Source organism: Aeromonas sp. S19(2024), from assembly GCF_041402625.1.
GTDB lineage: Bacteria > Pseudomonadota > Gammaproteobacteria > Enterobacterales > Aeromonadaceae > Aeromonas > Aeromonas caviae.
The window spans coordinates 39,872-53,230 of record NZ_JBGLQU010000008.1 but is presented as its reverse complement, the minus strand read 5'-3'; the positions used below and the strand labels follow the sequence as shown (position 1 = coordinate 53,230).

General features: G+C 61.1%; 12 protein-coding genes. 8 read left to right on the top strand and 4 right to left on the bottom strand.

Translation table 11 applies throughout. The features are described 5' to 3' along the window. Positions 1–322 precede the first annotated feature (322 nt). A complete protein-coding gene (locus ACB037_RS15665; RefSeq protein WP_045524900.1) occupies positions 323–535 on the top strand; it encodes a hypothetical protein in 213 nt (70 codons plus the stop codon). Between the two features lie 3 nt (positions 536–538). Here ACB037_RS15665 and ACB037_RS15660 read toward each other — a convergent pair whose 3' ends face one another. Continuing rightward, complete coding sequence (locus ACB037_RS15660; RefSeq protein ID WP_371175547.1) at positions 539–1,129, bottom strand: tetratricopeptide repeat protein; 591 nt, start codon at positions 1,127–1,129, stop codon at positions 539–541. Between the two features lie 174 nt (positions 1,130–1,303). Here ACB037_RS15660 and ACB037_RS15655 point away from each other — a divergent pair, with 174 nt between their 5' ends. Continuing rightward, positions 1,304–2,359, top strand: a complete 1,056-nt coding sequence (locus tag ACB037_RS15655; protein ID WP_268452479.1) for a PA0069 family radical SAM protein — start codon at positions 1,304–1,306, stop codon at positions 2,357–2,359. Between the two features lie 6 nt (positions 2,360–2,365). On the opposite strand, the gene ACB037_RS15650 is transcribed toward ACB037_RS15655, so the two are convergent. Then, entirely contained in the window at positions 2,366–2,539 is a 174-nt protein-coding gene (locus tag ACB037_RS15650) for a hypothetical protein (RefSeq protein ID WP_164882096.1), read from the bottom strand. Between the two features lie 304 nt (positions 2,540–2,843). Next, positions 2,844–5,591 (bottom strand): DNA topoisomerase (ATP-hydrolyzing) subunit A, encoded by a 2,748-nt coding sequence (gyrA, locus tag ACB037_RS15645; RefSeq protein ID WP_042017103.1) that lies wholly within the window; start codon positions 5,589–5,591, stop codon positions 2,844–2,846. A gap of 199 nt (positions 5,592–5,790) precedes the next feature. Between gyrA and ubiG the strand changes: the two genes are divergently transcribed. The 5 genes from ubiG (at position 5,791) to yfaE (ending at position 11,631) form a co-directional block, all read left to right on the top strand. After that, positions 5,791–6,507, top strand: coding sequence for a bifunctional 2-polyprenyl-6-hydroxyphenol methylase/3-demethylubiquinol 3-O-methyltransferase UbiG (gene ubiG, locus ACB037_RS15640; protein ID WP_043155501.1), 717 nt, complete (start codon positions 5,791–5,793; stop codon positions 6,505–6,507). After that, the gene (locus tag ACB037_RS15635) at positions 6,507–7,193 is read left to right on the top strand and encodes an HAD family hydrolase (RefSeq protein ID WP_029314563.1); all 687 of its coding nucleotides are present in this window, start codon (positions 6,507–6,509) and stop codon (positions 7,191–7,193) included. The genes ubiG and ACB037_RS15635 overlap by 1 nt, the downstream gene beginning before the upstream one ends. Before the next feature lie 588 nt (positions 7,194–7,781). Further along, on the top strand, positions 7,782–10,049 hold the full coding sequence (gene nrdA, locus ACB037_RS15630) for a class 1a ribonucleoside-diphosphate reductase subunit alpha (RefSeq protein WP_010674815.1): 2,268 nt from the start codon (positions 7,782–7,784) through the stop codon (positions 10,047–10,049). Positions 10,050–10,128: 79 nt separating this feature from the next. Then, positions 10,129–11,262: a class Ia ribonucleoside-diphosphate reductase subunit beta gene (gene nrdB, locus ACB037_RS15625; RefSeq protein WP_042017109.1), complete on the top strand. Its 1,134-nt coding sequence runs from the start codon at positions 10,129–10,131 to the stop codon at positions 11,260–11,262. A gap of 48 nt (positions 11,263–11,310) precedes the next feature. Next, on the top strand, positions 11,311–11,631 hold the full coding sequence (gene yfaE / locus ACB037_RS15620) for a class I ribonucleotide reductase maintenance protein YfaE (RefSeq protein ID WP_042863899.1): 321 nt from the start codon (positions 11,311–11,313) through the stop codon (positions 11,629–11,631). Positions 11,632–11,764: 133 nt separating this feature from the next. On the opposite strand, the gene mltA is transcribed toward yfaE, so the two are convergent. Beyond that, positions 11,765–12,916, bottom strand: a complete 1,152-nt coding sequence (mltA, locus tag ACB037_RS15615; protein WP_042863900.1) for a murein transglycosylase A — start codon at positions 12,914–12,916, stop codon at positions 11,765–11,767. A gap of 150 nt (positions 12,917–13,066) precedes the next feature. Between mltA and ACB037_RS15610 the strand changes: the two genes are divergently transcribed. Further along, positions 13,067–13,318, top strand: a complete 252-nt coding sequence (locus ACB037_RS15610; RefSeq protein WP_039040754.1) for a DUF1289 domain-containing protein — start codon at positions 13,067–13,069, stop codon at positions 13,316–13,318. Positions 13,319–13,359: the final 41 nt, after the last annotated feature.

Sequence of the window (13,359 nt, the reverse complement as noted above, 5' to 3'; positions counted from 1 at the left end):
GTGTTTCCTTATACAGTGGTGACCCCTACCAAAGGCCACATGCAGGTTGGAGAAACCCTTTCATGTCCAGCTGTTCACTCCCGAGTTTCACCGTTCACAATACGGTTGGTACACGGCAGTGGCACACCATATGGCGTGTGCAAGGCCATCCATTGAGAGGTACAGCGGGGGATTGTATCAGACGCGACAACCCAGACAAGCTGTCTTGGCGATTTTGCATACCGTCTAAGCGCGGGTGTCAACCTGTCCTACTTGCGAGGGCGCCCTTCTGCTGCCATACCCTGTACCAGATTGAGGCGTCAGCCAAAGCAAGGAGAGCATGATGTACACCTACGACATTTCATTTCCGGAGCATGCAGAAAAGCTGGTTCATCCGGATCACCTTCTCACGACTCACTGTCCCGTCCATATCGGTGAGCTGGTGATCCTGGGCGATGGCTGCAAGCGGGAGGTATGCAGCATCGTCCACAGTGCCGAGCGCAGTACCCTCTATGTCACCGACGTGACGCCCGGCAAAGTCACCGCCAGCCGTTGATCCCTAGCTGGCGTTCAGAAAAGAGTGGCCATTGAAATCGAAGGCGCTGCGCCCCTCCTCGGCCAGCGCCATCTCCTGCAACACCTGGAGTGCCATCTTGTTGCCCTTTTGCGAGGCCTGATAGAGCCACTGCTTCGCCTCGGCCAGTTCAACCCGCCCGTTGACCCCCATCAGGTGCAGGATGCCCACCTTCAGCATGGCGGGCACATCACCGTTCCTGGCTGCCAGCTCCATCCAGCGAAACGCCTCATGCAGATCCCGCTTCACCCCGGCCCCGCGCAGATAGACCTCTCCCAGCCGATACTGGCCGAAAGCGTCCCCCGCCTGCGCAGCCTGACGATAGAGTCGGATGGCGCGATCCATATCCTGCTCGCTCCCCTGCCCCACTTCATGGCTCCAACCCATCAGCGCCTGTGCCCGTGGCTGGCCCTGCTCCGCCAGCGGCGTCCAGATCCGGGTCGCCTCATCAAAGTGCCCTGTCCGCCAGGCGCGGTTGGCCGCCGCCAGCTCCTGCTCAGTGGAGAGCGGGCTCAGACGCCAGATGACCAGCGCAATGAGGGCGATGAAGAGCCAGCGGGCGATAGTAGGTTGCATGACATTTTCCGTGATCTGGTTCGCATTTCGTCTATGTAAACGAAATGTAGCAACAGATCAAGCAGGAGATCACCTGGGTTCACCCTCTTTCATGGGGTCGCTCTTTGCGAACTTGCAGTTTGACGGGCTACACAGCAAAATAACTGTATATATAAACAGTGCATTGGTGATGTGATGGCAGGACGAGGCGCGAACCACAATGTCGAGCACCGCTTCAGCGGCCCGCAAATCGAACCTGTTGACGACGGCTGGAGTCAGAGCGACTGGGACGCGGCATTTGCCGCCAGCGCTCCCCGCACCGAGGTGACGGAGATCAGCGCCCGCAGCATCATCAGCTACAACGATTCGCCGGATCTTCCCTTCGGTCGCTCCATCAATCCCTATCAGGGGTGCGAGCATGGCTGCATCTACTGCTATGCCAGACCCAGCCACGCCTACCTTGAGCTCTCCCCCGGGCTGGATTTCGAGAGCAAGCTGTTTGCCAAAATCAATGCTGCCGAGCTGCTGCGACGGGAGTTTGCCAAGCCAGCCTATCAGCCACAAACCATCGTGCTGGGGGCCAATACCGATCCCTATCAACCCATCGAGCACCACTATCGCCTGACTCGCGAACTCCTGACGGTGATGCTGGCTCATCGCCATCCGGTAGGGCTCATCACCAAGAGCGCCATGATCCTGCGCGACCTCGATCTGCTGACCGAGCTGGCCCGGGAAGGGTTATGCCAGGTGATGGTGTCGGTCACCACCCTCAATGAGACGCTGAGGCGACAGCTGGAGCCCAGGGCCAGCACGGGGGTTGGGCGGATCAAGGTGATCGAACGACTGGCCAAGGCCGGTGTGCCGGTCGGCGTGCTCGCCGCCCCCATGATCCCCAGGCTCAACGAGCCTGAACTGGAACAGATCATCAAGGCCGCCGTCGACGCCGGGGCGGGCTGTGCGGATTACATCTTGCTGCGATTGCCCCACGAGCTCACCACCCTCTTTTGCGACTGGCTCGATACGCACTATCCCGGCCAGAAAGAGGCGATCCTCAACCAGCTGCGGGCAAGCCGGGGTGGCGCACTCAACAGCGCCACCTTTGGCAGCCGCATGCGAGGTGAAGGACAGTTTGCCGACCTGCTCGCCCAGCGCTTTCGCCTGATCAGCAGGCGGCTGCAACTGGGCAAGCGCCATGTAGCACTCAATACAGCCGCCTTCATCCGCCCGGGCGAGCAGTTGCGTCTGTTCTGAGCGCCGTCAGCCCCGTGGTCTCGGCGGGCAGCTCCCCGCTGGATGGCGCTGTGCAATCAGCTCCGCAGGCAGGCGTGATGGCTCGTGCGCCACCTCCTCCTCATCCACCCTAAGGCGCGCCTTCTCCTGCCCTCCCCACATCCGGCTCCACCAGATCTCCCACATTACCCAGCTCGTCATAACAGTGCTCCTGGCAAGCGATGCCTGCCTCTGTGGTGGCCTCATTCAACGCAGGCAGCATGGCTGGCAGTCATGACAGGGCCATGACAGCCGAGTGAAGGAATCATGTTGATGCGATGGGGTCAACCCTGCATATCAGGAATATGACGCCGTGGCAGGCAGGGCTGCATGCACGGCAGACGGAGCCGGGCACCAGAGAAGAGAGCTGCTGGGCAAGCACAAGGACGGGGAGAGCCTGCGGTGAGGCGGACAAAAAAAGAGCGACCATCAAGGTCGCTCTTTTGCACCGGACAAAGGGGGACGATTACTCGTCGCTCGCCTCCCCGGTATCGACGGCGCCAGCGTCCGCTGCGGTGTCGGTGCCTTCAGACACCTCCCCTTCAACAGCCAGGGCCTCGGTTTCCTCTTCATCGCTCTCGGCAACACGCTGCAGGCCGACCACGGTCTCGTCTTCACCGGTACGGATCAGACGCACACCGCCGGTGTTGCGGCCGATGACGCTCACCTCGGACACCCGGGTACGAACCAGGGTACCGCCGTTGGTGATCAGCATGATCTGGTCGGTATCTTCGACCTGGATCGCATCGATCACCTTGCCGTTGCGCTCATCCACCTTGATGGAGATGACGCCCTGGGTACCCCGGCTCTTGGTCGGGTACTCGTCCAGCGCGGTGCGCTTGCCGTAGCCGTTCTCGGTGGCGGTGAGGATGGCACCATCGCCACGGGGCACGATGAGGGAGACCACCTTGTCACCGGCGCCCAGCTTGATGCCGCGCACACCGGCAGCGGTACGACCCATGGGACGTACGCCCTTGAAGGTGCCCTTGCTTTCGGTGCCTTCGCCGTTGTCACTGCCATCATCATCGTTGCCGGCGTCGTCGTCGGTGTCGACTTCGTCAGTGGCATCGGCATCGGCGCGACCGCTGCCTTCCGCGAAGCGAACCACCTTGCCCGCATCGGAGAACAGCATGATCTCGTTGCTGCCATCGGTGATGTCCACCCCGATCAGCTCATCACCCTCTTTGAGGTTGATGGCACGGATACCGGAGGAGAGCGGACGGCTGAAGTCAGACAGGCTGGTCTTCTTCACGGTGCCGTTGGCGGTGGCGAAGAAGACATACTTGTCGGCGTCATATTCTTTCACCGGCAGGATGGCGGTGATGCGCTCACCCTCATCCAGCGGCAGCAGGTTGATGATCGGACGACCGCGGGCGCCACGGGACGCTTCCGGCAGCTGATACACCTTGAGCCAGTAGACCTTGCCACGGGTGGAGAAGCACAGAATGGTGTCGTGGGTGTTGGCCACCAGCAGACGCTCCACAAAGTCCTCTTCCTTGATCCGGGTGGCCGACTTGCCACGACCACCGCGGCGTTGGGCCTCGTAGTCGGAGAGCGGCTGATACTTCACATAGCCCTGGTGAGACAAGGTAACGACCACGTCTTCCGGGGTGATCAGATCTTCGATGTTGATCTCGGCACTGGACATGCTGATCTCGGTGCGACGCTCGTCGCCGTACTGCTCGCGCACGGCCAGCAGCTCGTCACGGATCACTTCCATCAGGCGTTCCGGGCTTGCCAGGATGTGCAGCAGCTCGGCGATGAGATCCAGCAGAGATTGGTACTCTTCCAGGATCTTCTCGTGCTCGAGGCCGGTCAGCTTGTGCAGACGCAGATCAAGGATGGCCTGGGCCTGGATCTCGGTCAGGAAGTACTGCCCTTCACGGATGCCGAACTCAGGCTCCAGCCACTCGGGCCGCGCCGCGTCGTCGCCCGCTTTTTCCAGCATGGCGGCCACGTTGCCGAGCTCCCAGCCCTTGGCTACCAGGGCGGCTTTCGCATCCGCCGGGGTCGCACTGTGGCGAATGAGCTCGATGATGGGGTCGATGTTGGCCAATGCCACCGCCAACCCTTCCAGAATGTGCGCCCGATCCCGCGCCTTGCGCAGCTCGAACACGGTCCGGCGGGTCACCACTTCACGGCGGTGCAGCAGGAACGCATCCAGGATCTCTTTGAGGTTCATCACCTTGGGCTGGTTGTTGTCCAGCGCCACCATGTTGATGCCGAACGTGGTCTGCATCTGGGTGTGTTTGTAGAGATTGTTCAGCACAATCTCGCCGGACTCGCCGCGCTTGATCTCGATGACGATGCGCATGCCGTCCTTGTCGGACTCATCGCGCAGGGCGCTGATGCCCTCGATCTTCTTCTCTTTGACCAGCTCGGCGATCTTCTCGATCAGGCGAGCCTTGTTCACCTGATAGGGGATCTCGTGGACGATGATGGTCTCGCGACTGGTCTTCTCGTCCACCTCCACTTCAGCCTTGGCCCGCACATAGACGGAGCCGCGACCGGTACGGTACGCCTGCACGATGCCGGAACGACCGTTGATGATGCCGCCGGTGGGGAAATCCGGGCCGGTGACATGGGTCATCAGCTCGTCAATGGTGAGGTCGCCGTTTTCGATCAGCGCCAGGCAGCCGTTGACAATCTCGGTGAGGTTGTGAGGCGGGATGTTGGTCGCCATGCCCACCGCGATACCGGAGGAGCCGTTGACCAGCAAGGTGGGGACCTTGGTGGGCATGACAGCCGGGATCATCTCGGTGCCGTCGTAGTTCGGCACCCAGTCCACGGTCTCTTTGTCCAGATCGGCCAGCAGCTCGTGGGAGATGCGCGCCATCCGCACTTCGGTGTAACGCATGGCCGCGGCGTTGTCGCCGTCCACCGAACCGAAGTTGCCCTGACCGTCGACCAGCATGTAGCGCATGGAGAAATCCTGCGCCATGCGGACGATGGTGTCATACACGGCGCTGTCGCCGTGCGGGTGATATTTACCGATTACGTCACCGACCACACGGGCCGATTTCTTGTAGGGCTTGTTCCAGTCGTTCCCCAGCTCGTTCATTGCATACAGAACGCGGCGGTGAACCGGTTTCAAGCCATCACGCACATCCGGCAGAGCTCGTCCTACGATCACGCTCATGGCGTAATCCAGATAGGAACTCTTGAGCTCTTCTTCGATGTTGACCGGCGTGATCTCTCTGGCCAGATCGCTCATAGAAAGCCTTAATCCCTAATTAGTTGTTCTTTGGCTTAAACAGCGCGACATGGTAACACACTGAGCCAAATACATTAAGCCACAAATCCGATGAGCACATCGGGCTGGTGCGACGAGGTCGGTCCGTTATAATGCGCGCCAGGACAATAGATTGCGCGCGCCCAGCCCGCTGCGCGCCTTGCCACAGGATCATCAAAACATGAATAGTGATGCCAATGTCGATCTGACAGAAATCGCCAAATTTGAAGCCATCGCCTCCCGCTGGTGGGACATGGAGGGCGAATTCAAGCCGCTGCATCAAATCAACCCGGTGCGCCTTGACTGGATCACCGACAAGAGCGGCGGCCTGTTTGGCAAGCGCGTGCTCGACATCGGCTGCGGTGGCGGCATCCTCTCCGAGAGCATGGCCCGCCGGGGGGCCCGGGTCACCGGCATCGACATGGGCAAGGAACCCCTCGGCGTCGCCCGCCTGCACGCGCTGGAACAAGGTGTGGAGCTCGAGTACCGCCAGATCACAGCCGAAGCCCACGCCGATGAAGCGCCTGGCCAGTATGACGTGGTTACCTGCATGGAGATGCTGGAGCACGTGCCGGACCCGGCCTCGGTGCTGCGCGCCATCGCCACCCTGGTGCGGCCGGGGGGCAAGGTGTTCGTCTCCACCATCAACCGCAACCCCAAAGCCTATCTGATGATGATCCTCGGGGCCGAGTACCTGTTGAAGATGGTCCCCAAGGGCACTCACGATCACAAGAAGTTCATCACTCCCGCCGAACTCTGTCGCATGGGGGAAGCGGCGGGCCTGCTGGTGCGGGACATGAGTGGCGTTCACTACGCCCCGCTCTCCAACAGCTTCAAGCTCGGCAAGAATGTCGACGTCAACTACATGGTGGCGTTCGAGCGCCCGGAGCAAGGCTGATGAGCACACCTCACCCGATGCCCCTTGGCTGCGTGCTGTTTGATCTGGACGGCACCCTGCTCGACACCGCCCCAGACCTTGGCGCCGCCGTCAATCACGTGCTGATAAGCGAAGGCTTTGCTCCGCTCTCTGACGACATCATCCGCCAGACCACCTCCCACGGGGCCCTCGGGCTGCTCAGGGCCGGTCTTGGGGACGAGCTGCTGGAGGAGCTGGGGGCCACCCGCCTTCGCACCGCCCTGCTCGACTACTACGCCGCCAACCTCTGCGTCGGCACCCGCCCCTATGAAGGCATGGTGGATCTCATCGAGTGGCTCGACGAGAAAAAGCTGCCCTGGGGCATTGTCACCAACAAGCCGGGTTTTCTCACCGAACCGCTCCTGGCAGCCCTGCCCGAACTCGCCAGTTGCGGCGTGACCGTGAGCGCCGACACCCTGCCGGTGCGCAAGCCCGACCCCGCCCCCATGTTCTTTGCCTGCGAACGCCTCGGCATCGCGGCCAGCCAGTGTCTCTATGTGGGGGATCACGTGCGCGACATCGAGGCTGGCCGCAATGCCGGCATGCGTACCGCGGTGGCTGGCTGGGGTTATCTCAATGATGACGAGGATCCCGCCCTCTGGGGCGCCGATCTTCACTTTGATACCGTGCAGGCCCTGCACCACTGGCTGCGTTACGAGCTGAGCTGACACGTTCATTGCCCATGACCGACAAGGCATCCGGATAGAGGTGGATCTGCGGGGCAACTTTGATGATGTCCCGATGGCAGTGCGAGCATCGGCCCCGGCGCACAGCTCCCCCCGCAGCACACCAGAGGGATCCCGGACGATCCCTCTTTTTACAGGCTTGGCAACCCCCCGAACGGCGTAACAGGACACCTTTTGACCCTGATTGCACAAGGGATGAGCAGGCCGGATTTGCTAGTAAAAACACCCTGCTTTCGCAAGCAAAAAAAGTTATTTTAATTTTCCATCTTCGATCGCCGGACTTGCATTTGACGGATCGGACGCATGAAAACCCGTTCGCTGTGAGCGTCCACTAACTCCCGTCCCGACACCCACAATTTATCCACAGCTAATGCGTTATCCACAGATTGCATTACCGCATCGACCTCACTATCTTGTAGTTCGCATTAAAAATAACACTACATCTTGTGATTCATCGCACAATCCCTGCCCAGTTTCCCTCGACAGACGGAGCCGGGTTGCGCCATTGTGCGATGGCTTTTCGGGAATCAACCGATACCGGCAGGTATCAATGAAAGGGGTCATCAGCCAATGAACTTGTTTGTGACGAAGCGTAACGGACACAAAGAACCCATCGATCTGGATAAAATTCACCGTGTGCTCGACTGGGCTGCCGAGAAGCTCGACAACGTGTCGGTCTCCCAGGTGGAGCTCAAGTCCCACATCCAGTTCTATGACGGTATCCGTACCGCCGACATCCACGAGACCATCATCAAGGCTGCTGCTGACCTCATCTCCGAGCAAAGCCCGGACTACCAGTACATGGCTGCCCGTCTGGCCATCTTCCACCTGCGCAAGAAGGCCTACGGCCAGTTCGAGCCGCCCCACCTGTATCAGCACGTCGCCAGACTGGTGGACATGGGCAAGTACGACAAGCACCTGCTGGAAGACTACACCCAGGCGGAATTTGAGGAGCTGAACGGCTACCTCGATCACTGGCGCGACATGGACTTCTCCTACGCGGCGGTCAAGCAGCTCGAAGGCAAGTACCTGGTACAGAACCGCGTCACCGGCGAGATCTACGAGAGCCCGCAGTTCCTCTACATCCTGGTAGCGGCCTGCCTCTTCTCCAAGTATCCGAAAGATACCCGTCTGGACTACATCAAGCGCTTCTATGATGCGGTCTCGACCTTCAAGATCTCGCTGCCGACCCCGATCATGAGCGGCGTGCGCACCCCGACCCGTCAGTTCAGCTCCTGCGTGCTGATCGAGTGCGACGACAGCCTGGATTCCATCAATGCCACCGCCAGCGCCATCGTGCGCTACGTTTCCCAGCGCGCCGGCATCGGCATCAACGCTGGTCGCATCCGTGGTCTGGGCAGCCCCATCCGTGGCGGCGAAGCCTTCCACACCGGCTGCATCCCCTTCTACAAATACTTCCAGACTGCGGTGAAGTGCTGCTCCCAGGGCGGCGTGCGCGGCGGTGCGGCCACCCTGTTCTACCCGCTGTGGCACACCGAGGTGGAGAGCCTGCTGGTACTGAAGAACAACCGCGGCGTGGAAGAGAACCGGGTCCGTCACATGGACTACGGCGTGCAGATCAACAAGCTGATGTACCAGCGCCTCATCAAGGGCGGCGATATCACCTTGTTCTCCCCGTCCGATGCACCTGGCCTCTATGACGCCTTCTTCGCGGACCAGGACAAGTTTGAAGCGCTCTACGTCAAGTACGAGCAGGATCCGGCCATTCGCAAGAAGACCCTGAAGGCGGTGGATCTCTTCTCCCTGATGATGCAGGAGCGCGCCGGTACCGGTCGCATCTACATCCAGAACGTGGATCACTGCAACACCCACAGCCCGTTCGACCCGAGCGTGGCACCGGTGCGCCAGTCCAACCTCTGCCTCGAGATTGCGCTGCCCACCAAGCCGCTCAACAACGTGGATGACGAGGATGGCGAGATTGCCCTGTGCACTCTCTCCGCCTTCAACCTGGGCGCCATCGAGAAGCTGGAAGATCTGGAAGAGATGGCCGAACTGGCCGTGCGCGCTCTGGACGCCCTGCTCGACTATCAGGACTACCCGCTCAAGGCAGCCAAGAAGGGCAGCATGAACCGCCGTACTCTGGGGATCGGCGTCATCAACTACGCCTACTACCTGGCGAAAAACGGTGCCCGCTACTCCGATGGTTCCGGTCTGGCCCTGACCCACCGCACCTTCGAGGCGATCCAGTACTACCTGCTGAAAGCCTCCGTGCAACTGGCCCGCGAGTTCGGTCCCTGCCCGGCCTTCAACGAGACCACCTATGCCCAGGGTATCCTGCCCATCGATACCTATAAAAAGGATCTGGACACCCTGTGCAATGAACCCCTGCACCTGGACTGGGAAACCTTGCGCGAAGAGATCAAGACCGTGGGTCTGCGCAACTCCACCCTGACCGCCCTGATGCCGAGCGAGACCTCCAGCCAGATCTCCAACGCCACCAACGGCATCGAGCCGCCCCGCGGCCTGGTGTCGGTGAAAGCCTCCAAGGATGGCATCCTCAAGCAGGTGGTGCCGGAGTATCATCGCCTGAAGGATCAGTACGAGCTGCTGTGGAAACAGCCGAGCGTCGACGGTTACCTGCAGCTGGTCGGCATCATGCAGAAGTTCGTGGATCAGGCGATCTCCGCCAACACCAACTACGACCCGGCCCGCTTCGAAGGCAACAAGGTGCCGATGAAGCAGTTGCTCAAAGACTTGCTGACCGCCTACAAATACGGTCTCAAGACCCTCTACTATCACAACACCCGTGATGGTGCCGACGACACCCAGACCGATCTGCAAGATGACGGCTGCGCTGGCGGGGCTTGCAAGATCTAACCGCGAAACGCACTGATAAACCGGGCGGGAGCATCAAGCTCCCGCCCTCCTGTTTTCCCTATTTCACGGCATTCGAACCATGGCTTACTCTACTTTTTGCCAGACCCAAAACGATCAGCTCAAGGAGCCGATGTTCTTCGGCCAGTCGGTCAACGTGGCCCGTTATGATCAGCAAAAGCACGACATCTTCGAGCGGCTGATCGAGAAGCAGCTCTCCTTCTTCTGGCGCCCGGAAGAGGTGGACGTCTCCCACGACCGCATCGACTTCCAGGCTCTGCCGCCCCACGAGCAGCACATCTTCATCTCCAACCTGAAGTACCAGACCCTGCTGGATTCCATTCAGGGCCGCAGCCCCAACGTGGCCCTGCTGCCCCTGGTCTCCATCCCGGAGCTGGAGACCTGGATCGAGACCTGGGCCTTCTCCGAGACCATCCACTCTCGCTCCTACACCCACATCATCCGCAACATCGTCAACAACCCGGGCCAGGTGTTCGACGACATCGTGACCAACGAGCAGATCTTGAAGCGCGCCGGCTCCATCAGCCACTTCTATGACGATCTCATCGAGGCCACCTCCGTCTATCACCTGCACGGTGAGGGGACCCACCGGATCGGGGATCGCGAAGTCACTATCAGCCTGCGGGAGCTCAAGAAGAAGCTCTACCTGTGCCTGATGAGCGTCAACGCCCTCGAAGCAATCCGCTTCTACGTGAGCTTCGCCTGCTCCTTCGCCTTCGCCGAGCGCGAGCTGATGGAGGGCAATGCCAAGATCATCAAGATGATCGCCCGTGACGAAGCGCTGCACCTGACCGGCACCCAGCACATGCTGAACCTGATGCGCAGTGGCAACGACGACCCCGAGATGGCGGAGATCGCCGTCGAGTGCGAGCAGGCCTGCTTCGAGCTGTTCAAGGAAGCAGCCCTGCAGGAGAAGGAGTGGGCCGAGTACCTGTTCCAGGACGGCTCCATGATCGGCCTGAACAAGGACATCCTCTGCCAGTACGTGGAATACATCACCAACCTGCGCATGGCGGCCGTCGGCCTGCAACCGGCCTTTGCCGGCACCAAGCAGAACCCCATCCCCTGGATCAACACCTGGCTCTCCTCCGACAACGTGCAGGTGGCGCCCCAGGAAGTGGAAGTAAGCTCCTATCTGGTGGGTCAGATAGACAGTGAAGTGCACGCCGACGATCTGGGTGACTTCGAGCTGTGATGCAAGGCGACCTCTGCTGGCAGACCATGATACGGGAGAGCGACGTCCGTGAGTGACGCCACCGCCACCCTGAACGCGCCCCTGCATACCGCCACCACGGCACCGGAGGGGCAAGCCCCCCAGGTACAGACCCTGGACGGTGTGCTGCACCCCCATCCCGGCGAGAGCGTGCTGGAGACCCTGGAGCGCCACGGCCATCACGTGGAGTTCCAGTGCCGCAGCGGCTATTGCGGCGCCTGCCGCACCCCGCTGCTGGCGGGCAAGGTGCACTACGCCGCCGTCCCGCTCGCCTTTGTCTCCCAGGGGGAGTGCCTCCCCTGCTGCTGCCAGCCGGTGGGCGCCATCAAGCTCGATATCCGAAAGGGCTGACGGCCCTTGTCGCCAGATCTGCCCTGCAAACAAAAAGCCGCCGGATTGCTCCGGCGGCTTTTTTCATGGGAATCTCCCGTCTCTTGAGGGAAATGAGGGGCCATGGCCCCTCTTACATTACAACCCGGGGGCATTACAACCAGGGAGCGGCAGTCGGCCCGTGGTGCAGACCCAGCTTCCAGACCCGGCCAAAGTGCTTGTAATGACCGGCCGCGACACCTGCTTTCTCCCCCATGCCGTGGTAGAGATCGAGGTGCCCCTTCTTCACCGCGCCCCCCACATCCAGCGCAATCAGCAGGCGCAGCTGGTGCTTGCCGGTCCAGTTGCCTGCTTTGTCCAGCAGCGGCACTTCCGCGAGGATGGGGGTGCCCATCGGCAGCAGGGTCTTGTCGGCAGCCACCGCCGCCATGGGCAAGAGCGGAATGCCGGCAGCCCCCACCACGTCATTGGTGGGACGGCGCTCGAAGAAGACATAGGAGGGGTTCTGCTCCACCAGCTCCTTCACGCTCTCCTCCGGCTGACGATTGGCCCACTCCTTGATGGCCTTCATGGACATCTGCTCCTTGGGCACTTCGCCACGGTCGATGAGCACCCGGCCAATGCTGACATAGCCGTGGCCGTTCTTGCCGCTGTAACCGAGGTACTGCAACCGGTCGTCATCGCCGTAGTGAACGAAGCCGGAACCCTGCACGTCCATCAGGAAGTTGTCGATGAGGGACTTGCTGTAGCCCAGCTCCAGCCCCCGGTTGGCCAGCGCCCCCCGGTGGATCTCGGCCCGGCTCGGGCAGCGGCCGCCGCAGTTGGGCATGGCATAGATGGGATACTTGTACTGGGCGTCCGGGCGATGGCGCACCTCCAGCACCGGCGAGTAGTAGCCGGTGAAGAGCACGTTGCCCATGCGGTCGGCACCGCCAAGCTGCGCCAGGCTGATGCCGTACTGGGTGATATGGGCGGGATTGCCCCCATTGGCGACCCAGCGTGAGAGCTGACGGTAGAGCTCCCCATAGCGGCTCGCCATGCGGCCGGAGCGTTCCATCACCATCCGGCTCTGGGGACCGAACTTGCTGTAATCGGCGCGGGCGCGGCTGTTGACCCGCTCCACCCGCACCAGATCCCCCGGCAGGGCACCATCCAGATACTGCTTGCCCAGATTCACAGGGATCTCGCAGTTCAGAAAACATCCGGATTCCGCCTTCTTCTGGGGCACCTTGACCGGTTCAGGGTTGCCCGCACAACCGGCCAGCCCCACCACGGCGGCGGCCAACCAGTACGCATGTCTATTCATATGTCCTCATATAACACCGAGTGTCTTGCACGGCGGGGAAGATGCCAAAATTGCCCGGGGAAAGCAAACGCCTTCACGCCCCTGACGACGGATTTCTCCTGCCGTGATCTTCTGGGTTATAACAAGGTGACAAGGTGTGAGAGGTCATGGATGGAACAGCTCGAAATCTTCCCGCTCCAGAGCCCCTGTGTCGGGGTCTGCGAACTGAACAACAAGGGGTATTGCAAGGGATGCCTGCGAAGTCGCGAGGAGCGTTTCAACTGGCTTGCCATGACCCCTGCCCAGCAGCAGGAGGTGATGCGCCTGTGCCGCAGCCGCAAGGCCAGGGTCGAGGCCGCTCGCCGCAAGGCGCAGGCCGCAGAGGCGGCCGATCCGCCGCCCCCGCCGGGCTGGGATTTTTAAATCCCACGTTGCCCCTCCCCTCAACAAGAAAGGCGGCCCCA

Bases quoted from the DNA above. Each gene is read 5' to 3' on its own strand.
- ACB037_RS15665 (WP_045524900.1), top strand. From the start codon at position 323: ATGTACACCTACGACATTTCATTTCCGGAGCATGCAGAAAAGCTGGTT.
- ACB037_RS15660 (WP_371175547.1), bottom strand. From the start codon at position 1,129: ATGCAACCTACTATCGCCCGCTGGCTCTTCATCGCCCTCATTGCGCTG.
- ACB037_RS15655 (WP_268452479.1), top strand. From the start codon at position 1,304: ATGGCAGGACGAGGCGCGAACCACAATGTCGAGCACCGCTTCAGCGGC.
- ACB037_RS15650 (WP_164882096.1), bottom strand. From the start codon at position 2,539: ATGACGAGCTGGGTAATGTGGGAGATCTGGTGGAGCCGGATGTGGGGA.
- gyrA (WP_042017103.1), bottom strand. From the start codon at position 5,591: ATGAGCGATCTGGCCAGAGAGATCACGCCGGTCAACATCGAAGAAGAG.
- ubiG (WP_043155501.1), top strand. From the start codon at position 5,791: ATGAATAGTGATGCCAATGTCGATCTGACAGAAATCGCCAAATTTGAA.
- ACB037_RS15635 (WP_029314563.1), top strand. From the start codon at position 6,507: ATGAGCACACCTCACCCGATGCCCCTTGGCTGCGTGCTGTTTGATCTG.
- nrdA (WP_010674815.1), top strand. From the start codon at position 7,782: ATGAACTTGTTTGTGACGAAGCGTAACGGACACAAAGAACCCATCGAT.
- nrdB (WP_042017109.1), top strand. From the start codon at position 10,129: ATGGCTTACTCTACTTTTTGCCAGACCCAAAACGATCAGCTCAAGGAG.
- mltA (WP_042863900.1), bottom strand. From the start codon at position 12,916: ATGAATAGACATGCGTACTGGTTGGCCGCCGCCGTGGTGGGGCTGGCC.
- ACB037_RS15610 (WP_039040754.1), top strand. From the start codon at position 13,067: ATGGAACAGCTCGAAATCTTCCCGCTCCAGAGCCCCTGTGTCGGGGTC.